We start from the raw sequence: 22944 nt of genomic DNA, 5'->3' as shown, positions 1-22944 counted from the left end.
GATAAACAGGGAGGTCATCATGGAAAAATATCAGAGCTTTCATTTCAGTCCGCTTAATAACCGTTCGATGCTGATGCCTAGAATTCCAAAAGGAACAGAGTATCATGTGGACAGCAGCAGGCTTGTAAACCCGTTTGAACCGATTCCGGAGGAAGTACTGAAGGGAAGAGATCCATATAGCCTGTTGAATTCCGGATTTTTCAAGAAGGAGATAGAACTGGAAGGCGCAAAACGGCCATATGGACTTTATGCACCGCAGAATCTTTGGTCAAAAGGTGCCTGTGCAGTGATTTTTGCGGAAAGTGGTGTTACAGCAGAAGAATTTATAAAGACAGGAAACTGGAAACAACTAGCAGATAAATATCTTGTCTCGCTGCTGATCCTGGAGAGCCCGAAGTGGGAAAAAGAACAGATTGAAAGAGAATTTGACTATGCATGGACGACTGTTTATCACGAATTCAGTAAGAGACCAACGGTCGATATCTGTGAGTCGTTTTTCTATCCGATCGGTTTGGGGGACGCCGCTGGCATAGCTGCCGCGTTTGCGCTTACATATAGTGCGACATTTCCGGCATTTGCGGTATGCGGAGACTGCAGCGTGGATCCAGAACTCCTTAATGTGTTGAGAAAATTACCGTCCGATGGAATTGATACATGGAAGAAAACAGAAATTGCAATGCCGGGATTTCTCATTGATAAGAAGGGAAATGCTGAAGCTGTATTCGAGTATATAAAAGAGATCAACCGCGTGAAAGAAGAAAATCTGATCAATCAGTATGGAAGCGTATATCTGGAGCAGCCGAGACGCGGAGCTTATTATGTAAATGAGCAGCCGATTTCGCAGGTATGGCTTGCGGATGAAAATAGTACAAAGAAATTTGACCAGAATGAAATAAATGAAGCAATGCTTCGGTTTGTCCTTCGTTTTTCCCTGTGGGGCGGATCTGGAAATAACCATCTGCGGCCGAAGAGAAGCTGGGAGGCAATCGGAGTAATAAGAGTAGAGAAAGAAATCGCAGGACTGCCAAGGTACTGGGATATCTATGTACCTTCCTGCTATAGGCCGGATGACAAAAAGGAATATCCGCTTGTTGTAGCAATTCATGGATTTTCCTGCAGCCCGGAATATTTTGAACAGACAAGTGACTGGCACCGGCTTGCCGAGGAACGTGGATTTTTTGTAGTTTATCCAGCTGCGTATCCGAGAAATGTAGGGAGAAGCAGATTTCCACTTCCAGGCTGGTGTGTTTGGCCGATGGATCAGGAAGGTGTGGACGAATCCGAATATTTCAAGGTAATGCTGGATGATATGGAAGAAAAGTATCCGATCGATAAGAAACGGATTTATGCAGTTGGACATTCTAATGGCGGCCGGATGACACAGAGGCTTTCAAGGACAATGCCGGAACGATTTGCGGCATTTGGGCCGACGGGTGCACTGGGCGGCAAGTCGGCGGACGCAATCGAACCGATCGATGATCATATGAAATGCCCAATTGCGTTTATGATGGGCGAGTATGATATGGCTTCTCCGTCAGTGGAGGAAGGAAGTATTGCCCGAGAGACTTTGAAAGCATACTGCCGTGCAAACCATATGACGCCGCAATTTGAAAACTGGTATGATAATGGAATTTATCATACGTTGGTGATGTATGATGAGGATCATGTTCCTATGATCCGATATACGATCATGAAAGGCTGCCCGCATACCTATACCGGAGAGATGGCACAGCTTACCTGGGATACATTCTTATGCCATTTTACAAGAGAGGCTGACGGAAGTATTCAATATCATGGATAATGACTGCTGCAATGCAGGAAGAGGTAAAGATTATGGGAAAATATGAGAGCTTTCATTTTAGCCCGGAAAATAACCGATCGATCTTAATGCCACGGGCACCAAGAGGAACAGAATATCACCCGCCGAAACGGAACAGACACAGAGAATTGTTTCCGCCGATCCCGGAAGATAAATTAAATCATAGCAGCCCGTATTATCAGTGCAATCTTGGAATTACAGAAAAAACGATCGTGATAAATGGCCAGGAGCGGAAATATGCAATCTATGTGCCGGATGGAATGATCTCAAAGGGAGCAGGGATTTTTGTATTCCCGGAAAATGGGACGAACGCGGAAGCATTTATTCATTCTGAAAACTGGATCGCACTGGCGGAAAAATATCATACAGCTTTGGTAGTATTTGAAAGCAGCCAATGGGACAGAGAACAGATTGATAAAGAATTTGATTATGCGTGGGAGATCATCACATTAGAGTTTGTGCAGCGGCTGACAGTCGATATCTGTGAATCCTATATGTATGTTATGGGATTCGGTGCCGGTGCGGAAATTGCCGCGGCATTTGCACTGACGTACAGTGCGACGTTTGCAGCTTTTGCGGCTGATGGAAACTGTGCGGTAGATCCTGAATTGCTGGAGATACTCGGAAAACTTCCATCGGATGGAGATTTGACATTAAAGAAAACAGATATTGCGATTCCCGGATTCCTGATTGACCGAAGTGGAAAAGCAAAGGAAACATTCGAATATATGAAGACGATTCTTCGGGCTAAAGAAGAAGGTCTGGCAAATGCATATGGAGAAGTTTATCTGGAGCAGCCGGAGCGCGGACAGTATTATGTTAATGCACAGCCTGTTGCACAGGCATGGCTTGGAAATTCCGAGAGTGTGAGTGAGGTATCACGGGAAACACTTAATGAAGAAATGATAAAATTTGTCCTGCGGTTTTCACGCTGGGGCAGTTTTGGAAATAACTGTTTAAGGCCTATGAGAACGCAGGAGGAGATTGGGGTTGTACGAGTAGAACAAATCGTAGAAGGTCTGCCAAGATATTGGGATATCTATGTTCCGTCCGGATATCGATCTGGAGATGGGAAAAAGTATCCTCTCGTTGTGGCGATTCACGGCATGTCCTGCAATGCAGAATATTTTGAACGTACCAGTGACTGGTATCGCCTTGCGGAAGAGAGAGATTTCTTTGTATGCTTTGCGTCGGCATATCCTTATAATGACGGACTGGCAAAATTTCCGGTTCCGCACTGGGCGTTGAAATCAATGGGAGTTCCGCTTCATGATGAGGTGCCTTATTTTGAGAAAATGCTGGATTACATGGAAAAGACATATTCGATTGATCCATCCAGGATCTATGTGACAGGACATTCTAACGGTTCACATATGACGCAGGAACTGGCGCGGAGGATCCCGGAACGGTTTGCAGCTTTTGCACCAACCGGAGCAATGGACGGTTGGGATCCACAGGTACGGCCATTGGAAGGCTGCGCACAGAGACCGGTATGGTTTATGCTTGGAGAATATGACATCGCTTCCGTATCGCTGGATCCGGGCACAATTGCGAGAGCAACACTTGAAAATTACTGCCACAGCAACGGAGTAGAACCGAGGTTTGAGAACTGGTACGATAATGGAAAATATCATACATTGGTAATGTATGATCAAAATCATGCTCCGATGGTGTGCTTTACAGTCATTCGAAGCTGCCCGCATACCTACACAGCAGAAATGGCGCAGCTTACGTGGGATCACTTTATGTGCCATTTCCGCAGAAATGAAGACGGAAGTATCCGCTATGACGGCTGAAACAGAAAAATAACAGAGAAGGCAGGCTGACAGAGAATATAGAGGTGAAAGTGGATGGGCGACAGGTACATTTGGGGAGTGCAGCTTCTGGTAGAAGATGTGCCCGGTGCGAAAAGATGGCTTTGTGAAAATTTGTTTTTTGTGGAAGAAGATCATAAAGGGATGATTTGTCTGCGTAATGGAAATTTCCGGTTGGTTTTAAGAGAAGACAAAGAACATCTTGCAGACAAATACGGGCCGGATGATATGTGTCTGGGATTCCGACATATTGCGTTGGAGACACATGACATCGAGGCGGCGATTGCATATTGCGAAAGCCGGGGATTAAATCTGCAGCTCGGAGAAAACGGAGGACCGCGGTATAGTGGAAAAGTATATGGAACAGGAATGAATTATTTCAACATTATATCGGGATATGGATTTACGATAGAGGTCAGCCAGAAGCTGCACAAAAAGATTCCGCCGAACAGGACACCGATCTGTGGTCTTGAACATGTGGGACTACAGGTTTCAGACCTGTCTGCTGCAATTCAATTTTATGAGAATCTGGGATTCACCGCGTGCTTTGATCCGGTTGTAAATCATGTGGACGGACATACGATTCTCTGCTGTATGGTTGCTGCCGGTGAGACGGTAATTGAGATTTATAAATTTCATGATTTACCGGAACTTTCTGTCCAGAGACATCCGGTAATTGAGAGGCTTATTCTCGGAGGAAATGACTACTTGTCCGGGACAGCTCTGGAGAAAGTAAAATTTATGGAGGAGAAGGCATGTACGATATAACAGCACTGGGTGAAATCCTGATTGATTTTACGTATCAGGGAATCAGCAGAAACGGACAAAAACTATTTGCACAGAATCCAGGTGGAGCGCCGGCGAATGCGTTGACATCAGCGGCTCGTTTTGGGGCAAAAACCGCATTTCTGGGAAAAGCCGGAACGGATATGCATGGACGGTTTTTAAAGGAGATTTTAGAGAAGGAACAGATCGATACGAGAGGCTTTATTCTGGATGAAAGATATTTTACAACGCTCGCGTTCGTGGATCTGTCACCGGAAGGAGAACGTACCTTCTCATTTGCGAGAAAGCCAGGGGCAGATACGCAGATCACAGAGAAAGAACTGGATATGGAAATTCTTGGGAACACGAAGATATTCCATGTTGGTTCTCTGTCTTTGACGTCGGAACCGGCACGCAGCACTACGTTTGCAGCAATAAAGGCAGCCAAGTCAGCAGGCGCAGTCATCTCTTATGATCCGAACTACAGAGCAACGTTGTGGGAGAATGTGGAAACAGCAAAGCGCGAGATGAAAAGTTTGATTCCATTTGTGGATGTAATGAAAATTTCGGATGAGGAAACAGAACTTCTAACAGATGAGAAGAAACCGGAGCAGGCTGCAAAAGTGCTGATGGAGAAGGGAGTAAAACTTGTAGCAGTTACCCTTGGAAAAGATGGCGCATATATAGCAAATGCAGAAGGCGGAAAGAGAGTTCCCGGATTTGAAAGCAATGTAGTAGATACGACCGGAGCCGGAGATGCATTTTGGGGAACATTTCTTTATAAACTCAGTCAGTCAAATGAATCCATCGAAAAAATTACATTAGATATGGCGGTAGAATATGCCGGATTTGCAAATGCAGCGGCATCACTATGTGTAGAAAATTTCGGTGGAATTCCATCGATGCCGTTGCTTGCAGATGTAGAGAAGCGAATGAAAATGAAATAAGAATGTTGGGTGCGGGAGTCTCTGAAATGTGGGACTCCCGCTTTTATGCGATGAGAAAATAATGAAATTAAAACAGATGACCATTTTGCTGACGTCAGCAAAATGGTCATCGCTGGGAAGAAGACTTTTTTATTGTACAAATAAGCGTTACGACTGCGCACCCAAAACAGTCGATCAGCACGTCTGTAAACCGCCCTGCGCGGCCAGGGACGAAGAGCTGGTGGAATTCGTCGGTGCAGGCATAGAGGAAGACGATGGCGAGAGCCGCGAGAAGACGGCGTTTCACGTTGGAGGTTCGGTACGTAAAGCGGAGTCCAAACCGGACGGTGCAGTAAAATACAAGATATTCGGTCATATGGGCGGTTTTCCGGACGGGGAAACTCATGAGTTCGATGAGTTCGGCATACTGTGCCGGATTCCCGCGGAAAAAGCCGAATTTCGTCCCGATCAGCAGGATCAGTCGGCTCACGGAATCGCTCATTTCCGTGGATTCGACGGCCGGCTTTGAGGAGAACCAGAAGATCGCGGCGGCGACAAAGAGTGCCGGAATCCAGGCGAGCAGGCGAAGATAGATTGATCGGTTGTTGTTGAAAGCATGTTCTGATGAAAATGCAGGAGTCGTTTTTGGTTGCTTGTTATTCATTATCATTTCTATATAAAATCTTATTTACAGTCTGTATCGTTCGCAGCAATGGCCTTGAGGGCAGGAAATTCGAAGCAATACAATGGTTACATTGTTTCATGGCAGATGCCAGCCGAGGTTTTTGCCCCAATTTCTTACAGGGAAACATCCTCCTTCGCCCGCGCCCGTCGATCCATGATCGAGTGGATCACTGGGACCATGAAAATTGCAACAATTCCACCTGCAAATCCATTATTATATAAATTCATGCCTCCATACACAATTCCGACATTTAAGGCGACGGAGGAGTGAAGGAATCCGGCGAGAAGTCCGACAAACACACCGAATTCTCCGGCGATGGGTGCCAATGTGGTCGAGAATAAAAGCGCCAGGATCGGTGACGGGGCATTGATGGTCCAGTGTTTCGTAAAACTTGCGAGGAGAACGCCGAACATGATCGGAGCGATGTTTCGGATATGTTTTCCGGTTGCGGAGAAGCCGATGATCGTGAAGATCCCGCCGATCGTCGGTCCGTTTAACTCGCCGCCGACTCCGAGAACAAAGATTGTTGCGAACAGCCCGTTGAGCGCCATGTTGAGGACGGTTGCAGCGCCGCCGTTGTCACGGAGATAGTCGGTTCCGCCGATCCCGGAACAGGATAAGATCTTCCAGTAAGAGTCTCCAACGTTCTTTCCGCCAAAGAGGAACGCGGCTGCGATCATGGCAATAAAGAGACCGCAGAGGATCGCAAACAGAAGCTGGTTGTTGCCCTCAGACCAGATCAGGCGGGATTCGGTGGTGATCCCGAAGGATTTCAGCACGGATACGATAACAGTGGCGATGATACCGGAGGAGAATCCGACGTTATAGAGCGAGTAGCCCTTATGCGCATAGTGGACATGGGTGGATAACGGCGGCAGCACGAAACCGATGATGAGCCCGATCGCGAGACTTGCAATGAGCCGGACTGCATAGGGCAGATCCGAGATATACATGATCTGCGTGATGATCGGGGACAGGCTGGTGCCGTAAAAACCGATGTAAATGTAGCTGGACATGTGTTTTTTGTGATAGTGGGAATAGAGGTATACGCCCAGAAGAATTGCCCAGATATTTAAAAGGTTCTTTCCAAAAAGGGAAAACCCGAACATCAGGCAGCTCGACGTGATCGTGTGTCCGTCCATCTCCATTCCGATAAAATAGATCGTCCAGATGCAAAGAAGAGTCAGCAGACCGGCGTTAATAAAGGAAGTCCCGATCCCGCCGATCAGAAAGTAGTCTGTGATTAGGAAATCCGGTTCTTTGATGATCGTGATGAGACCGGGGATGATCTCAGTGACAGGCTGCAAAAACAGGCCGACGATCATGAAATAAATAGGGATCAGAGACAGAAGCCGGAACTTCTGAAGTCTTGTGAGTGGGTGGGAAATTGTCATGTACGTGTCCTTTCGAGAAAATAATATATGTGGGAGTATGTGAATGCACCATGTGTATCTTGAGATCATGAAGAAAATCTGGAAAACAGTGAATGCACGTTTTTTAGTATACCGTAATAATGGGAAAATAGGAAGAGTTTCCGCAGGGGACGGATGGAAAATGTGGATATTTTGCTCCGGGTTTCAAAAAACAAAAATAACCGCCCCTGTCCTTAGAAAACAGGAGCGGTTATTTTCGATAAACGTGTGAAATAAAATAAGATGCCAACAGAACATCAAACAGAGAACATCTTACTGGATAAACAGCGTATTCACATCCAGCTCGTTCTCGATCATGCCGGACTCATACATGAAGTCAGCAGTCTTCTGGAAACCTTCTTTGTCGGCGTCGGTGATCTCTGTGGAGAAATCGTAGTAGCCGTACATCTCTTTTACAGCGTCCACGTCGAGGTCAAGAGCTGCGGCAACAGTCTCCATGGTCTTATCCTGACTGTCAGCCATGTAGGATGCGATCTCATCCTGTGCAGCGGCTAATTTCTCGATGACATCCGGATGCTCGTCGTAGAACTTCTGAGTTGTCGCAACCGCGATCAGGGCGCTGATCAGGCCCTCGCCGTCTGCAACAAGGTGGTAGCCCTGCTGTTCTGCGTTGTAAGCAGTTGCGCCTGCGAGCAGGGCAACATCAACGCTGCCGCCGTCAAGACCTGCCTTCGCGTCCGGGATGGTCATGTTTACATAATTTACATCGTCAAGAGTCATGTCTGCCTGAGCAAGGTAGGAGACAAGGAGCTCATGAAGGTTGGTACCGGTCGGTCCTGCGATCGTCTTGCCCTTTAAGCTCTCCGGAGTTGTCAGAGTCTCATCTTTGGAGTACATGCAGAATGCCTTCGGGGAACGGCTATACATGTTTAACACCTTGATGTCAGCGCCGTTTGCAGCAGAAAGGATCACGGAAGTTGCGCCTACTGCGTAAAGAACCTGAACATCGCCGGAAGCAAGAGCCTGTGTCTGGTCAGCACCGGAAGTAAGCTCTGCATACTCAACCGGAACGCCGAGCTCTTTCTCGAAGATTCCCTGGTCTTTTTCGATGATGGTCGGTACGTTTAACGGGGATGTCACATAAGTAACGGTGAGTTTGTCGATGGAAGTCGCTGTGTCAGATGCTGCAGCGGAAGTTTCCGCTTCTGTGGAAGCAGCTGCGGTTGTCTCTGCTGCAGAAGCAGCCTCTGTCTCTTTGCTTGTGGATCCGGAGCAGCCCGCAAGGGAAAATGTCATGCACGCCGCAAGTCCTAATGCGATCAGTTTTTTCATTTTGTGTTGTCCTCCTCATAATAAGTAGAAAATTAAATGTATGTGATATGCCTGGGTTGCAGGCGGATATCCATAAGAAGTCAAGAGATATTCGCAATCTGCTTTTGTTGCTTGTTCATAATCAAATAGCTGTTGCGCAACTTGTCAGAGATGGCTTGCTCCATCCCGATATAAGTAAGTCCCCGCCCATTGCTTATGCAATGCAGAGGTGTCCCTGACTTTGTTAAATTGAATTTTATATAAAATATATCTAATTAAGAAAATTCAACTGCTCTATAATCTCTCTCTTGAGCGCAATAAACTCCTCATCCAGCAGATTCCGCGCTCCGGCCGCTGCCTTCACCGGATAGACATGTTTCACGAGACCTTTTTCGATCACAACGATCTGGTCACCCAGGATCAGCGCCTCATCGATGCTGTGGGTTACGAACATGATGCTGGAATGTTCCTTCTGCTGGACGCGGAGAAGCTCTTTCTGCATCTGCTCTCTCGTAAAATAATCGAGAGCGGCGAACGGCTCGTCCATCAGGATGAAAGTCGGCTCATAGGCAAGCGCCCTGGCGATCGCCGCGCGCTGCTGCATGCCGCCGGAGAGCTGGGACGGGTATGCTTTCTCGAAGCCGGAAAGATTTACCGTCGTGATGATGTCCTGAATTTTGGCCCGATCGACCTGATTCTTTTTCAGCCCGAAAATAATGTTGTCCCAGACGTTTAACCATGGCATGAGCCGCGGTTCCTGGAACACAAAGGCGGTTTTGTGATCGCCGTCCCAGAGGATCTCGCCGTCGTCGGCGGATTCCAGACCGCCGGTGAGCCGCAGGAGTGTTGTTTTTCCGCAGCCGCTCTGACCGAGGATCACGGTGATCTTTCCAGCAGGGATTTCAAGATCGATGCCGTTCAGGACAGGAAATGCCCGGCCATCGACCTGATATGTCTTATGAATGTTTTTTAACTTAATTCCAGCCATTTTCACCGGCTCCTTTCAGAAAGATGCTGATGAGAAGACCGAAGAGCCGGTCTGTCACATAGCCTGCGATGCCGATCGCGAAGATGCCGACGATGACTTTGTCAGTCCGGGACATCTGCTGGGCGAACAGGATCATGTGTCCGAGTCCGGTGGATGCTGCGACCATCTCCGCACCGATGATGGCACGCCAACTGTAACCCAGACCGATGCGCATTCCCACGAGAATGTCCGCCATGGCGTAAGGCAGCATGATGCGAAAGAATTTCTGCCGGTCCGTGTAGCCGAACATGGTTCCGACTTCCAGAAGTTTCCGGTCACAGCCGGTAAAGCCTTTGACGATGTTTAAGTACATCGGGAAGAAGGACGCCAGAACGATGATGACTGTCTTTGTAGTCTCACCGATCCCGCACCATAAAATAAGAAGCGGGATCATGCTGAGCGGCGGCACGTTCCTGAAGAACTGCACCAGGTACTCATAGTAACCTGCGGAGGCAGGAATCATCGCCCGCAGCATGCCGAAGGCAAATGCCAGGATAAAGGCGATCACAAAGCCTTTTCCGACACGCAGGAAGCTGATCCTTAAGTCGCGGAAAAGCTCGCCGCTCTGCAGCATTTTGCAGAAGCTCTGGAAGACCCGCCCCGGGGACGGGAGCACATAGGAACTTAAGATGCCTGCGCGGCAGACGATATACCAGACGGCAAAGACCGCAAGGATGCCGATCAGCGGCGGGAAATATTTTTTAAATTTCTGATTCATCGCACTCCATCTCCTCTGTGGCAGCCCTGAACACAGCACAAAAGCTCGATCAGCTTTGCGTTTTTCCAGTCATTTCCGGTCACATAGGATTCAATAGCCGGACGACCGGATCGGCTGACAACGGAAAACGGCAGATTCTTAAAGAATCCCGGTGGGATCGGGCTTGCGTTCGGCGCGGGTTCCATCGGTTCGCCGATCGATGCGAGAAAGCGGTTCCATGGTACAAAATGAGTGTCTTTTAATTCCAACTTATTTCCCATGTCGGCTAAGATCCGGCATGGCGTTGTGATGATCTTTTCACCGTTCGCAAGATCCGGACGTTCTGCCAGTTCTCTCGCACAGTGGATCAGGATCGGCTCAATATCCGCGATCCGGATTTCAGGCTGCAGGGAATGTACCAGAGATACCGCTGCCGGACATCTCGCGTCCGCAAAAGTTCCATCTGCATGTTCCAAAAGCTCCCGGTACTTCCGGAGCACGATCTCGCCCCAGCTTTCCTGACAGACCACTCGCGTCAGGTCATGCTTCTTAAGCAGCTTTTCAAGTGCCGCCACCGAGATCATCCTCTCCGATACCGGATTGATCCATAGATATGTCAAAGTAAAATTCCTCCTAATTAGCCACAACTAACCAACATTGTTCAGCATAGCAGATTAGTGGGGAAATGTCAATTGGGAATATAGGGGAGATGAAATATAGAGGAATAGACATTACATTTTTATAGAAGAGATTGATTGTGAAAGTAAAAATGGGTACAATATATATAAGTAAAGGAGGGGCGGTCATGGCAATTGAGATGCAAAATCTGATTTCGGAATATGTCAGAGCTGTGAGAAAAATATATGGTCATCACTTAAAGCAGGTGATTTTGTATGGTTCATATGCGCGTGGGGATTATACAAAAGATTCCGATGTGGATCTTATGCTGTTGGTGGACCTGGATGAAATGGAATTAGAAAAATATTCTGACGAACTGTCAGAGTTGGGTTTTGATTATAATGTCGAATATAATATCTGGATGATGCCTATCGTAAAAAACAGGAAAAATTTCTTTAAATGGAGCGACGCCTATCCATTCTACAAGAATGTAAAAACAGAGGGGATTTCATTGTATGAAGCAGCCTGAAGAGTTTGATATGGGGGATCAGTGGGATTTGGTTTATCACCGTTTGCAGATTGCGGAAGAAGATTATGAGACCGCAGAGTTGTTAATGCAAGGTGAGCGATATCGTGGTGCAAATAACCGGGCATATTATTCGATTTACCACACGATAGATGCGGTCTTATCGATACATGGTGTTGCATTTAAACGTCATAAGGATACATTGGCATATTTTAATAAGAATTTCGTGGCAACAGAAATATTTCCACGATCAATGGGGAGACAGATCGTTCAGGCAGAAGAAATCAGGCATGCAAGTGACTATGATCCGTTTTATATTGTGTCAAAGACAGGAACACAGAAACAGATTGAAACGGCAAAGCTTATGCTGGAATATGCAAGACAATATATTGATGAACAGAGAAATAAATAATATTAACAATTGATTTCTAAAGAAAACAGTTGAAATATAAGGAATGCAGTGATATACTTTCAAACGTTGCAAAGCCCACAAAAACCAAGGTCCTAAAGGGCTTTTCGCCGATTCCCGGCGTAAGGTCATATACTTGCAGTATATGCCTTCCGCGGCATTCGTCAGATGTACATACTTGCATGTCCGCCTGACTCATTGCTGCGCGAAAATGAATCGAGTGTTCGTGACCTTCCACTCGTAAAACAAAACTAAAGGAGAAACTGAATATGAAAAACAACGCAACAAACAGCCCGGTACTGACACTTGTATACGGGGCGGCTATCGCGGCAATCTATGTGGTGCTGACGATGGTGTTCCTGCCGATCAGCTTTGGACCGATCCAGTTTCGGATCTCTGAGCTTCTCTGCGTACTTCCGTACTTTACCCCGGCGGCAATCCCGGGACTCTTTATCGGATGCCTGCTGGCCAACTTCCTTGGCGGCGCGGCGGCTCTCGATGTGATCTTTGGAAGTATTGCGACCCTGATCGGTGCGGTAGGTTCCTATCTGCTTCGGAAAAACCGCTATCTGGTATCCGTTCCGCCGATCCTCGCGAACATGATCATTGTTCCGTGGGTGCTCCGTTTCGCATACGGTTCTGAGGACATGATCTGGTTTTCCACGATCACAGTCGGAATCGGAGAGATTCTGGCTATCGGTATTCTTGGACAGATCCTGTTATCCGTTCTGATCCGGTATCAGAATGTGATCTTTAAAAAGGCTGCAGCGTAAAAGTTGATCCTGTATCTGCCGATTGTGTGGCAGGTACAGGATCTATTTGTATGTGAGAGAAGATATGCCTTAATAACGGGATAGATTTTTTATAAAGAGAAATCTATATTTATGCACTATATAACGGAGTGTTACGCATGCCCTCTGGAGAGGGCTAAACCGCCTATTATAATGGTGGCACTGATTAGTATTGGTACTATATTTTTTTAATGTCAAAAGCTCTTTTTTCTATTTTAATCTGTTTTCATAGAGAAGAACGAATCATTTATTCTGCCCATAGAGTGTTGTCTTCCAAAATTTTCTTATTTTCTTGTACAGAATCAGTAATCAGCATAGTAGGACATGCATTTGGAGTAATCCTTGTTGTCTGGTAGAGTGTTCTAAGCCTGAGCATACGAATACATTGACCTTAGCAGAGATGGCCTTATCCTATCGCCAGACTTTTTTATAAGTTCATAATATTCAAATAAATGGAAACTGTTCATTTACAGACATTTTTACCATATCGATTAAAGACAAGGCTGCTTTAGTTAGATGCTTTCCTTTTTTATATACCGCGTAAAATGTTGCTGTAACAGGAGGATTTACAACGGAAAAAATTCGTAGATTTTCGATGTGGGCACTTCTGTCGATGTAACCTGCCAGAGAAAAACCAACTCCGTATCCGATGTTTACCAGATTGATCATAATAAATATCTTTTTTAAGAGAAAAATATTTTTAGGAAAAACATTACATATTTTTAATACTTGGTCACTATATTTGCGAAGACTTTGCGATTCATTTAGCAACAAAAAACGTTCATTTTCAAAAAGTTTCAAATTAATATATGGAAATGTATGTCCTGAAGATATCTGTGCATTGTCGCAAAGAGGATGATCTTTGTGTACTATAAAAACCACCTCGTCATTTAACAGTGGAATATATTCAAAATCTTTACAAAGAGTATTACAGTTGCAGAAAAAGATATCTAATTCGTTGTTTAAAAGCATTTGCTCCAAGGGTGTATAATTACCTTCCATCCAGACCAGTTTCGTTCGTGGATACATTTTATCCATTTTGGGAAGTATTATCGGCGTAAGAAAATGGGAACGTATGTCTTGAATTCCTACTCTTAATCGTTCATCCTGTCCATTGACAATTTCGGAAAGATCATAATCAAAACTTTCTTTTAATTTCAACATTTGTGAGGCTTTCTCTACATATAATTCGCCTGCTTGTGTTAAAACAAAGGATTTGCCGATTCTCTCGAAAAGCCGGATTCCAAGAATATTTTCTAAATTACTTATATAAAGACTTAATGCAGGTTGGGAAATAAAAAGAAGTTTAGCAGCTTGCGTAATATTTCCAGTCTCTGCTAACGTGCATACATATAATTGTTCTTTTAAGTTCATTTGCACCTACCTTAACCAATCCTCAAATTATTTTTAATGCGTAATAGCTTTCTATGATAGCATAGAAGATTATATTTTGTGATAATATGCAACTATATTTATATTAACCATTGAACCGTATCCATCATTCTCGGAAATAAATTTGTTTGATTTTCAGTCGGTTATCAGTGTCTTTTATTTTACTACAAAAACATAAGAAAAACAAATGATTTTAATAATTTTAATAAAATTTACAAATAATCAATAAATGATTATAATACAAAATATAAAGTGATTCATTTAATTCAATGGCTTTTAAATGTCTGTGTTTTACAAAAAGGAGGAAGATTTATGAAAAAACGGTTTCTATGTTTAATGCTGACCCTGTGTATGGTTTTGATGGCCTGCGGAAAAGGCGGTGATGAAAAGCAAAATAATGCTGAACCTTCATTAAATTCTTCTGCGGCATCAAAAGAAGCTGCATCAGTTGGAGTGGAAAAGGGACCGATACAGGCGATAGCTGATGAAAAAGTCTCTTCTAAAGATATTCTGGTAGTCGCTTTTGACAGAGAGCCGGCAACTCTGGATCCTCTTGGAAATAATGTAACAGTAAAACGTATGATTGAGGGTGGCATTTTTGATACGTTATTGGAATTTGATGAAAATATGAAGCCATCTCCTTGTCTTGCTGAAAGTTGGGAGCAAATAGATGATTTAACTTGGAAGTTTAACCTTAGACAGGATGTAAAGTTCCATAATGGGGATTCTTTGACCTCTAAAGATGTAAAATTCAGCTTTTTAAGAGTTAACAATGGAACAATGGGAAATGATGCTGCTGCAAAATTTGATCCAGATGGATATGAAACTCCTGACGATTATACATTTATTTTGAAAACTATAGAGCCATGGGCATTTACGGAAGCGCAGGTTTGTTCTGAGGCTCTTGGAATCGTTCCGGAAAAGGTAGTAACAGAAGTAGGTGATGATGCATTTGGACGTGCTCCGATTGGAAGTGGTGCATATAAATTCGTTTCCTGGACTGCTGGGGATAATATTACGGTAGAAAGAAATGATGATTACTGGAGAGATAAATCTATTTTAAAAACAATTAAATTCCGCATTATTACCGAATCAGCCAGTCGTACTATTGATTTGGAAAGCGGAGGTGTTGACATTACCTTAGGACTTCCTACTACAGATGCTGATCGAATTGATGAGAATCCGGACACTCAGCTCATTGTCAGTACAGGCGCTACAGATCGTTATATTGCTTTTAACTGTCAGAAAGATGTTTTTAAAGATAAACGTGTTCGTCAGGCATTAAATTATGCAACAGATAAAGAATCTATTCGAGTAGTATGCTATGGGGAAAATACTTCAGAAACTATGGACAGTGTAGTTCCAAGTACACTTCCAGGACATATTTCTACTCTTAAACAATACGATTATAATATTGAAAAAGCGAAGGAACTTTTAAAGGAAGCTGGAGTAGAAAATGGTTTTGAAGTGGAGTTTATGTATCTCGCAAATTCTACTAATAATATGTTAGCAGAACTCTTACGGCAGATGTGGAGTCAGGTTGGTGTTACCCTTATATTAAAACCTACGGAGTCAGGCGCGCTAACTACATCTTTAAATAAAGGAGAGCAGGAATTGTGCTGTGCAGGAACAAGTTATGGCCTGTTTGAAGCAGGTGCTGGTTTGTATAATATGTTCCATACCGAAAGAATGTATTCTGGAAGTGCTCGTTCAAACCTTTCTAATCCTGAAGTGGATAAGGTTCTTGATGAAATTAACATCACTTCGGATGCGGAAAAACGAGCAGTGCTTGTAGGAACGGCGCAGGAACTGATTCATGAGGAGTCTCCATTTATTTATATTGCCTTTACCAAGAACATCATTGGTGCTGGAAGCAAAGTGCGCGGATTTGTTCCTACTCCTACGGCCATGTATGATTTCAGAACTGTATACTTCGTAGAATGATATTATTAATTTACTCAGCCTACTGATGCCGGGAGCCTTTTGGAATGAATGTTATTATTTCATACTGGAAGGTTCCCGGTTGTTATAAAGAAGGAGGTTTCGACATGCTGAAATATATTGGTCGACGATTGCTTATGATGATTCCAGTTATGCTAGGAGTTATTTTGATTGTATTTACTTTAATGTATATTACTCCTGGTGATCCCGTAGACACCCTTCTTGGAGATGATGCAACACCCGAAATGGCAGAACAATTAAGAGAAGAGCTAGGCCTCAATGGTACGTATATTGAACGCTTAGGTAAATATGTGGTGAATTTGGCACATGGTGATCTTGGGATTTGTTATTCTACAAAGCAACCGGTTATGGATCGGGTTCTTCAGACGTTTCCTAATTCTCTGAAGCTTGCAGGATGCTCTGTAATTCTTTCTGTTGCAATTGGACTGACATTAGGTATCATATCTGCTGTAAAACAATATTCTCTTTTTGATAATATTGCTATGACGTTGGCTATGATTGGAAATGCAATGCCGAATTTCTGGCAAGGGCTTCTTCTAATGTTACTGTTTGCATTACACTGGAAAATACTTCCCGCTTCAGGGTTTGACGGATGGACATATATGATACTTCCTGCGGTTACTATTGGTACTAGTTCTGCAGCGGCTGTTGCCAGAATGACTAGATCCAGCATGTTGGAAGTCATCCGGCAGGATTATATTACAACTGCTGAAGCAAAAGGTCAGACTGAATTAAAGATTATTATATTTCATGCTTTAAAAAATGCGTTAATTCCGGTTATTACCACTATTGGTATTCAATTCGGTCATCTTCTGGGTGGAGCAGTATTGACAGAGTCTATTTTTGCGGTTCCTGGTGTTGGGAAAATGATGGTTGATGCAATTAAGGCAAGGAATTATCCCGTCGTACAAGGCGGTGTACTTATGGTAGCTCTTACATTCAGCCTTGTAAACTTAGTTGTGGATATTCTATATGCTTTTGTTGATCCACGAATTCGCTCACAATATAAGTAAGGGGGGACAATATGGAAAAAACAAAAGAATTAACGCCATCCATTGATGGTGATTCTATAAAAAAACGCAGTCAGGTTAAAGAGGTATGGAGAAGATTTTGCCGCAATAAACAGGCGATGGTAGGGATGTGTATGCTTCTTTTACTAGTGTTTGCTGCAATTTTTGCTAACATCATAGCGCCCTATGATCCGGTAGAACAAGATATTGTTAATCGTTTAAAACCACCGTCTTCAACCCACTGGTTTGGTACGGACGAACTCGGACGTGATATTTTTAGCAGAATTCTTTATGGGAGTCGTATTTCTCTTACGGTTGGTCTAATCGCAGTTGGCCTTTCTAGTGTTGTTGGTTGTGCTCTTGGAGCAGTAGCTGGATATTACGGAGGCGTACTTGATAATATTATTATGCGATGTACGGATGTGCTTATGGCTATTCCCAGTATCCTTTTAAATATTTCCATCGTAGCGGCTCTTGGAACGGGACTTCAGAATGTAATGATCGCCATAGGAATTTCTAGTGTTCCTGCTTATTGTCGTATTATGCGGGCTTCTCTTTTATCGCTGAAAGAGCAGGAGTTTGTAGATGCATCTCGTGCTGCTGGGGCTAGTGATGTTCACATTATTATTCAACATATTCTTCCAAACAGCCTTGCACCGTTGATTGTTCAAGCAACTTTAAAAATTGGTGGTGCGATTCTTTCATGTGCTAGTATGAGTTTCATTGGACTCGGAATTGTACCTCCAACACCCGAGTGGGGTGCGATGCTCTCCACTGGAAGAGATTTTTTAAGAGATGCTCCGCATCTTACAGCATTTCCGGGAATGGCAATTATGTTTGCTGTTTTTGCAATGAACCTAATGGGGGATGGATTGCGTGATGCGCTAGATCCTAAGCTGAAGAATTAGGAGGTGAATTAGAATGAATGAGTGCTTAAATCTTTTAGAGATTAAAGATCTTACAGTACATTATGTTACAGTGGATGGTACAGTTCATGCTGTTGAAAATCTGAATCTTACGCTTCCTGAAGGAAAAACTCTTGGATTAGTAGGGGAAACAGGAGCGGGAAAAACTACAACTGTTAAAGCAATCATGCAAATTCTACCAGATCCACCAGCTAAGATTTTAAGTGGGGAAGTATTTTTCAATGGAGAAGATATACTGAAAAAAAATAAAAAAGCCATGCGTAAAATCCGCGGAAAACAGATTTCTATGATTTTTCAGGATCCGATGACTTCACTGAATCCTGTAATCACTGTCGGAGAGCAGATTATGGAGGTAATTAGGTTACATGATAAAAAATTGAGTAAAAAAGACGCATATACTAAAGCATGCGAAATGTTAGAACTTGTAGGTATTAAAGCAGATCGGGCAGGCGATTATCCACATCAGTTTTCTGGCGGTATGAAGCAGCGCGTGATTATCGCTATGGCTCTGGCGTGTAATCCAAAACTTCTTATTGCGGACGAGCCAACTACAGCCTTAGATGTGACAATTCAGGCACAGGTATTAGAATTAATGAGGAAACTCAAAGCACAGTATCAGACCTCTATGATTATGATTACTCATGATTTAGGAATTGTGGCAGAAATATGTGATTATGTGGCTGTTATGTATGCAGGAGAGATTGTAGAATATGGAAATAGGGAACAATTATTCCATCGCCCATCACATCCATATACAAAGGGCTTATTTGCATGCATTCCAAATTTAATGGAAGAGGAAACGGCATTGATTCCGATTGAAGGCATGACTCCAGATCCAACAAATCTTCCATCGGGTTGTCGTTTTCATCCTCGCTGCCCATATGCAATAGATGAATGCTCAAAAACTAACCCTGATAGCAGGGAAATTGAGAAGGGGCATTATGTTAAGTGCCTTATAAAGGAGGAATAAAGCATGAGTGAAAATATATTGGAAGTTCGTCATCTAAAAAAATATTTTCCAACTAAGCGCGGCTTGCTTCATGCTGTCGATGATGTAAATTTCTCCATCAAAAAAGGAACTACAATGGGATTGGTTGGGGAGTCTGGATGTGGAAAATCAACAGTTGGTCGTTTAATTCTAAGACTTACGGAAGCAACGGATGGCGAAATCCTTTTTTATGGTGATGATATAAGAAAGTTTGATCGTGAAAAAATGCGACACACGCGTAGGAAACTGCAGATAGTATTTCAGGATCCATATGCTTCATTAGACGGAAGAAAAAGTATTTTTGAAAGTATCGCAGAACCGCTTCAAGTCCAAAAAATCTATCGTAATAAAAAAGAATTGGAAGAAAAAGTTTTTGAACTTATGGCTACAGTTGGTCTTGCCAGACGTCTTGCTAATTCGTATCCTCATGAATTGGATGGTGGAAGAAGACAACGTGTGGGAATTGCACGGGCTTTAGTTTTAAATCCGGATTTTCTTGTTCTTGATGAGCCAGTTTCTGCATTGGATGTTTCTATTCAAGCACAGGTCCTGAATTTGATGGAGCAACTTCAAGAGCAGATGGGGCTTACATATTTGTTTATTTCCCATGATTTGAGCGTAGTAAAACATATTAGTGATGAAATTGCTGTTATGTATTTGGGACAAATTGTGGAGAAGGCTGAGAGTAAGGAACTATTTAAGCATCCATCGCATCCTTATACTCAGGCATTGTTAAGTGCAGTCCCGATACCATCAATTGATTATCATGTGGAACGAATTGTGCTGGAAGGAGATGTTCCAAGCCCTATCAATCCATCTCCAGGATGTCGTTTTGCTGGAAGATGTCGCTTTTGTCAAGAAAAATGCCATCTTGAAACACCTGAATTAAAGAATATTGGAAATGATCATATGGTTTCATGCCATTTTATAGGAGGATTTTAAATCGTAGGATTGAGAAAGGAAGAAAATATGGAATTGCGATTGGAATCATTTATTCAAGATACAATTAAAAGGAAATTAGATTTATATCATGTTGTTGTTCGGCAGCATGGGGACATTATTGGAAAGTTTGACTGGCGTGAGAATCGACGGGATGATATTCATTCCGTGAGTAAAAGCTTTCTCAGCATAGCGATTGGAATGGCTATTGATGAGGGAATTCTGCGTTTGGATGAAAAACCAGCAGAAATTTTTTTTGATAAACTTCCAGAAAAACCGTCAGAAAACTTACTGTCTATGACGATTCGTGACATGATTATGATGGCGACAGGACATGATCATTTTATTTTGCAAGGTTATTCTGCAGTAGATGACAAACCAGTTCGAGATGCTATTGAAAATGATGATTGGGTTCAATATGCATTGGAATTTGATGTACCTTATAGACCAGGTACATACTGGAAATATAACAATTTTGGTCCTTATTTGGCTTCAGTTATCATTCAAGAAAGAACAGGAGAACGTCTAGTGGATTGGTTAAAACCCCGCTTGTTTACTCCTCTTGGGATACGTAATCCTCAGTGGTTGGAATCTGTAAAAGGATATACATTAGGATGCGGAGGTCTTCATCTTTCTACAGAAGAATTATCCAGATTTGGGCAACTTTGTCTAAATAAAGGTCAATGGGAAGGAAAACGTTTGATTTCAGCATCTTGGATTGAAGAAGCTACATCTTGTCAGATTTCCAATAAGATAGAAGGAAAAAACCAGCACCCAGATGAATGTGCGGGATATGGATATTTTTTCTGGAGATGCTCTAGGAATAATGCATATTGCGGAAAAGGCTATGCTGGACAAAGAATTTTTGTTTTACCAGAACAGGATGCGTGTATTGCAATTACAGCCCATGAATTTAATTCTGGATCGATTTCAGACTGCGTATGGACCCACATAGTTCCTCAACTAAATTAAAATATTTCAAAATCATGAACATGTGGTGTATGAATTCAAAGATATTCGGTATTAAGTATGCGCTACATTCATAAATGTTATTGGAAATAGTTTTTATAACAGGTGTTGTTTCTGTGATAGCCGAGAAAACAACACCTGTTATCTTTTTTTATATCCAAATGCGATGAGAAAAGCATATTCTGCGTAAATTTCGCCGCATGTTAATTTTTCCACGAGGATAGATTTTCTTTTGCTTTTGTGATATCATGTGTAAAAGACCGTGCATATTTAAACACATATTTTTTATGTGCTTAAATGTATACAGTATAAAAATATCTAAAATAGAGATCAAATATCCGAAAGGAGACTGCGATGTATCAAATCGATTTTAATAAACCAGAACATATTCACTTTATCGGCATTGGCGGAATCAGCATGAGCGGACTGGCTGAGATCCTGCTGGAGAGAGGATTCACAGTAAGCGGCTCTGATGCCCATGAGTCCGAGCTCACCAACAAGCTCACCGCCCACGGCGCAAAGATCGTCTACGGGCAGCGGGCGGAGAACATTACCGACGATATCGACGCTGTTGTATACACAGCGGCGGTTCACCCGGACAACCCGGAGTACGCGGCGGCAGCGGCAAAGAATCTCCCGATCCTCTCCAGAGCGGAGCTTCTCGGACAGCTCATGAAAAACTATGAGAAATCCATCGCTGTGTCCGGAACTCACGGAAAGACAACGACAACTTCCATGCTGACTGAGATCCTGATGGATGAAAAGAAGAATCCGACGATCTCCGTCGGCGGAATGCTGGATTCCATCGGCGGAAATATCCGTGTCGGCGGACCGGAACTTTTCGTGACAGAGGCCTGCGAGTATACAAACAGCTTCCTGTCCTTTTTCCCGAACATGGAGATCATATTAAATATAGAAGCAGACCATCTCGATTTCTTTAAAGATATCGAAGATATCCGCCATTCATTCCGCAGATTTGCGGAACTTCTCCCGGAAAACGGAATCCTCATCATCAACAGCGATATCCGTGACTACAGAGAGATCTGCGACGGACTTCCGATCAAGGTGATCACCGTCGGAAGCGACCCGGAAAAGAGCCATTACAGCGCCGCAGACGTGACATTCAACGAGAATGCCTGCGCAACCTACACTCTTTTAGAGGACGGAAAAGCCATTGACACGATTACTCTCGGTGTACCGGGGATCCACAATGTATACAATTCCCTGGCGGCTATCGCGGCAGCCCATGAGCTCGGGATCCGCGGTGAGGGGATCCGGAACGGACTGTTAAGATTTACCGGCACTCACCGGAGATTTGAGAAAAAAGGCGTGCTCGGCGGTGTGACCGTGATCGACGATTACGCGCATCATCCGCAGGAGATCGCAGCGACTCTGGCGGCGGCAAAGAATTATCCGCACCGTGAGATCTGGTGTGTCTTCCAGCCGCATACCTACACGAGAACAAAGGCGCTGATGGACGATTTCGCAAAAGCGTTAGCCGCAGCGGATCATGTTGTCCTCGCAGATATTTACGCAGCGAGAGAGACGGACAACCTTGGGATCAGCTCCGGGACATTGGCGGAAAAGATCGCGGCACTCGGAACCGATACCCACTATTTCCCGAGTTTTGATGCGATCGAGACATTTCTTCTTGAAAATTGTGTCAACGGCGACCTGTTGATAACTATGGGGGCCGGAGATATTGTAAAAGTGGGCGAAAAGCTCCTTGGACAGTAAGTTATCCACATTATCCACAGAGTTTTCAACAGAAATCTGTTGAAGACCCTGTGGATTTTTTGATTTACATAACTGAAAATCGGGAAATGCCGGAAAGCCGGGAAAAATAAGGAATTATGGGGATTTTAAGAGCTTTTTTGACAGTTATGTAATGCGTTTATCCACGTTATCCACATTATCCACAATCAGAGTAGTGGATAATTCCGGCTATTTCATTTTTTTCAGGCGTATGGTATGATATTTGCAGATAGGACGTGAAT

The 22944-nt window shown here is 43.7% G+C and carries 21 protein-coding genes; 14 read left to right on the top strand and 7 right to left on the bottom strand.

Annotation, left to right across the window (positions count from 1 at the left end; all coding sequences use genetic code 11):
* Window positions 1–19 precede the first annotated feature (19 nt).
* The 4 genes from FN001_RS02325 (at window position 20) to FN001_RS02310 (ending at window position 5345) form a co-directional block, all read left to right on the top strand.
* Complete coding sequence (locus tag FN001_RS02325; protein WP_142410661.1) at window positions 20–1801, top strand: CE1 family esterase; 1782 nt, start codon at window positions 20–22, stop codon at window positions 1799–1801.
* A gap of 32 nt (window positions 1802–1833) precedes the next feature.
* Complete coding sequence (locus FN001_RS02320; RefSeq protein WP_185911813.1) at window positions 1834–3615, top strand: CE1 family esterase; 1782 nt, start codon at window positions 1834–1836, stop codon at window positions 3613–3615.
* A 192-nt stretch (window positions 3616–3807) separates the two neighbouring features.
* Window positions 3808–4401 (top strand): VOC family protein, encoded by a 594-nt coding sequence (locus FN001_RS02315; protein ID WP_185911812.1) that lies wholly within the window; start codon window positions 3808–3810, stop codon window positions 4399–4401.
* On the top strand, window positions 4389–5345 hold the full coding sequence (locus tag FN001_RS02310; protein WP_142410658.1) for a carbohydrate kinase family protein: 957 nt from the start codon (window positions 4389–4391) through the stop codon (window positions 5343–5345). Before FN001_RS02315 ends, FN001_RS02310 begins: the two co-directional genes overlap by 13 nt.
* Window positions 5346–5451: 106 nt before the next feature.
* Here FN001_RS02310 and FN001_RS02305 read toward each other — a convergent pair whose 3' ends face one another.
* The 6 genes from FN001_RS02305 to FN001_RS02280 form a co-directional block, all read right to left on the bottom strand.
* Window positions 5452–5988 (bottom strand): VanZ family protein, encoded by a 537-nt coding sequence (locus FN001_RS02305; RefSeq protein WP_185911811.1) that lies wholly within the window; start codon window positions 5986–5988, stop codon window positions 5452–5454.
* Between the two features lie 134 nt (window positions 5989–6122).
* On the bottom strand, window positions 6123–7403 hold the full coding sequence (locus FN001_RS02300) for a DUF1576 domain-containing protein (protein ID WP_142410656.1): 1281 nt from the start codon (window positions 7401–7403) through the stop codon (window positions 6123–6125).
* 291 nt (window positions 7404–7694) lie between these two features.
* Window positions 7695–8714 (bottom strand): ABC transporter substrate-binding protein, encoded by a 1020-nt coding sequence (locus FN001_RS02295; RefSeq protein WP_142410655.1) that lies wholly within the window; start codon window positions 8712–8714, stop codon window positions 7695–7697.
* 250 nt (window positions 8715–8964) lie between these two features.
* Complete coding sequence (locus FN001_RS02290) at window positions 8965–9681, bottom strand: ABC transporter ATP-binding protein (RefSeq protein WP_118597555.1); 717 nt, start codon at window positions 9679–9681, stop codon at window positions 8965–8967.
* Window positions 9668–10438 (bottom strand): ABC transporter permease, encoded by a 771-nt coding sequence (locus FN001_RS02285; RefSeq protein ID WP_118297552.1) that lies wholly within the window; start codon window positions 10436–10438, stop codon window positions 9668–9670. Before FN001_RS02285 ends, FN001_RS02290 begins: the two co-directional genes overlap by 14 nt.
* Window positions 10435–11037 (bottom strand): hypothetical protein, encoded by a 603-nt coding sequence (locus FN001_RS02280; RefSeq protein ID WP_142410654.1) that lies wholly within the window; start codon window positions 11035–11037, stop codon window positions 10435–10437. Before FN001_RS02280 ends, FN001_RS02285 begins: the two co-directional genes overlap by 4 nt.
* A gap of 185 nt (window positions 11038–11222) precedes the next feature.
* On the opposite strand from FN001_RS02280, the gene FN001_RS02275 reads away from it, so the two are divergent.
* The 3 genes from FN001_RS02275 to FN001_RS02265 all read left to right on the top strand — a co-directional run bounded on the left by FN001_RS02275 (window position 11223) and on the right by FN001_RS02265 (window position 12743).
* A complete protein-coding gene (locus FN001_RS02275) occupies window positions 11223–11564 on the top strand; it encodes a nucleotidyltransferase domain-containing protein (protein ID WP_118297550.1) in 342 nt (113 codons plus the stop codon).
* A complete protein-coding gene (locus FN001_RS02270; protein ID WP_118297549.1) occupies window positions 11551–11973 on the top strand; it encodes a HEPN domain-containing protein in 423 nt (140 codons plus the stop codon). The genes FN001_RS02275 and FN001_RS02270 overlap by 14 nt, the downstream gene beginning before the upstream one ends.
* 266 nt (window positions 11974–12239) lie before the next feature.
* Window positions 12240–12743 carry a QueT transporter family protein gene (locus tag FN001_RS02265; protein WP_142410653.1) on the top strand — a complete coding sequence of 168 codons (504 nt, stop codon included), beginning with the start codon at window positions 12240–12242 and terminating at the stop codon, window positions 12741–12743.
* A 462-nt stretch (window positions 12744–13205) separates the two neighbouring features.
* Here the strand turns inward: FN001_RS02265 and FN001_RS02260 are convergent, their stop codons facing one another.
* Complete coding sequence (locus FN001_RS02260) at window positions 13206–14135, bottom strand: LysR family transcriptional regulator (protein WP_142410652.1); 930 nt, start codon at window positions 14133–14135, stop codon at window positions 13206–13208.
* Window positions 14136–14465: 330 nt separating this feature from the next.
* On the opposite strand from FN001_RS02260, the gene FN001_RS02255 reads away from it, so the two are divergent.
* From FN001_RS02255 to murC, 7 genes are all read left to right on the top strand, one after another.
* Window positions 14466–16097 (top strand): ABC transporter substrate-binding protein, encoded by a 1632-nt coding sequence (locus FN001_RS02255; RefSeq protein ID WP_142410651.1) that lies wholly within the window; start codon window positions 14466–14468, stop codon window positions 16095–16097.
* 104 nt (window positions 16098–16201) lie between these two features.
* Window positions 16202–17128, top strand: coding sequence for an ABC transporter permease (locus FN001_RS02250; RefSeq protein WP_142410650.1), 927 nt, complete (start codon window positions 16202–16204; stop codon window positions 17126–17128).
* Window positions 17129–17139: 11 nt separating this feature from the next.
* Window positions 17140–18033, top strand: coding sequence for an ABC transporter permease (locus FN001_RS02245; protein ID WP_142410649.1), 894 nt, complete (start codon window positions 17140–17142; stop codon window positions 18031–18033).
* 13 nt (window positions 18034–18046) lie between these two features.
* Window positions 18047–19021: an ABC transporter ATP-binding protein gene (locus FN001_RS02240; RefSeq protein WP_142410648.1), complete on the top strand. Its 975-nt coding sequence runs from the start codon at window positions 18047–18049 to the stop codon at window positions 19019–19021.
* Window positions 19022–19024: 3 nt separating this feature from the next.
* Complete coding sequence (locus FN001_RS02235; protein WP_142410647.1) at window positions 19025–19981, top strand: ABC transporter ATP-binding protein; 957 nt, start codon at window positions 19025–19027, stop codon at window positions 19979–19981.
* A gap of 27 nt (window positions 19982–20008) precedes the next feature.
* Entirely contained in the window at window positions 20009–20950 is a 942-nt protein-coding gene (locus FN001_RS02230; protein WP_142410646.1) for a serine hydrolase domain-containing protein, read from the top strand.
* A 351-nt stretch (window positions 20951–21301) separates the two neighbouring features.
* A complete protein-coding gene (gene murC, locus FN001_RS02225; protein WP_142410645.1) occupies window positions 21302–22684 on the top strand; it encodes a UDP-N-acetylmuramate--L-alanine ligase in 1383 nt (460 codons plus the stop codon).
* The last annotated feature ends 260 nt before the right edge of the window (window positions 22685–22944 follow it).

It is taken from the genome of Clostridium sp. Marseille-P7770, assembly GCF_902143525.1.
Taxonomy (GTDB): Bacteria; Bacillota; Clostridia; order Lachnospirales; family Lachnospiraceae; genus Pilosibacter.
Note: the sequence above shows the minus strand (reverse complement) of the source record. Positions and strands in the feature narration are given on the sequence as shown.

Excerpts from the sequence above, each read along its gene's own strand:
- FN001_RS02250 (WP_142410650.1), top strand. The coding sequence starts at position 16,202 with ATGCTGAAATATATTGGTCGACGATTGCTTATGATGATTCCAGTTATG.
- FN001_RS02325 (WP_142410661.1), top strand. The coding sequence starts at position 20 with ATGGAAAAATATCAGAGCTTTCATTTCAGTCCGCTTAATAACCGTTCG.
- FN001_RS02285 (WP_118297552.1), bottom strand. The coding sequence starts at position 10,438 with ATGAATCAGAAATTTAAAAAATATTTCCCGCCGCTGATCGGCATCCTT.
- FN001_RS02305 (WP_185911811.1), bottom strand. The coding sequence starts at position 5,988 with ATGAATAACAAGCAACCAAAAACGACTCCTGCATTTTCATCAGAACAT.
- FN001_RS02275 (WP_118297550.1), top strand. The coding sequence starts at position 11,223 with ATGGCAATTGAGATGCAAAATCTGATTTCGGAATATGTCAGAGCTGTG.
- FN001_RS02260 (WP_142410652.1), bottom strand. The coding sequence starts at position 14,135 with ATGAACTTAAAAGAACAATTATATGTATGCACGTTAGCAGAGACTGGA.
- FN001_RS02290 (WP_118597555.1), bottom strand. The coding sequence starts at position 9,681 with ATGGCTGGAATTAAGTTAAAAAACATTCATAAGACATATCAGGTCGAT.
- FN001_RS02265 (WP_142410653.1), top strand. The coding sequence starts at position 12,240 with ATGAAAAACAACGCAACAAACAGCCCGGTACTGACACTTGTATACGGG.
- FN001_RS02240 (WP_142410648.1), top strand. The coding sequence starts at position 18,047 with ATGAATGAGTGCTTAAATCTTTTAGAGATTAAAGATCTTACAGTACAT.
- FN001_RS02235 (WP_142410647.1), top strand. The coding sequence starts at position 19,025 with ATGAGTGAAAATATATTGGAAGTTCGTCATCTAAAAAAATATTTTCCA.
- FN001_RS02295 (WP_142410655.1), bottom strand. The coding sequence starts at position 8,714 with ATGAAAAAACTGATCGCATTAGGACTTGCGGCGTGCATGACATTTTCC.
- murC (WP_142410645.1), top strand. The coding sequence starts at position 21,302 with ATGTATCAAATCGATTTTAATAAACCAGAACATATTCACTTTATCGGC.
- FN001_RS02270 (WP_118297549.1), top strand. The coding sequence starts at position 11,551 with ATGAAGCAGCCTGAAGAGTTTGATATGGGGGATCAGTGGGATTTGGTT.
- FN001_RS02255 (WP_142410651.1), top strand. The coding sequence starts at position 14,466 with ATGAAAAAACGGTTTCTATGTTTAATGCTGACCCTGTGTATGGTTTTG.
- FN001_RS02230 (WP_142410646.1), top strand. The coding sequence starts at position 20,009 with ATGGAATTGCGATTGGAATCATTTATTCAAGATACAATTAAAAGGAAA.
- FN001_RS02320 (WP_185911813.1), top strand. The coding sequence starts at position 1,834 with ATGGGAAAATATGAGAGCTTTCATTTTAGCCCGGAAAATAACCGATCG.
- FN001_RS02245 (WP_142410649.1), top strand. The coding sequence starts at position 17,140 with ATGGAAAAAACAAAAGAATTAACGCCATCCATTGATGGTGATTCTATA.
- FN001_RS02310 (WP_142410658.1), top strand. The coding sequence starts at position 4,389 with ATGTACGATATAACAGCACTGGGTGAAATCCTGATTGATTTTACGTAT.
- FN001_RS02300 (WP_142410656.1), bottom strand. The coding sequence starts at position 7,403 with ATGACAATTTCCCACCCACTCACAAGACTTCAGAAGTTCCGGCTTCTG.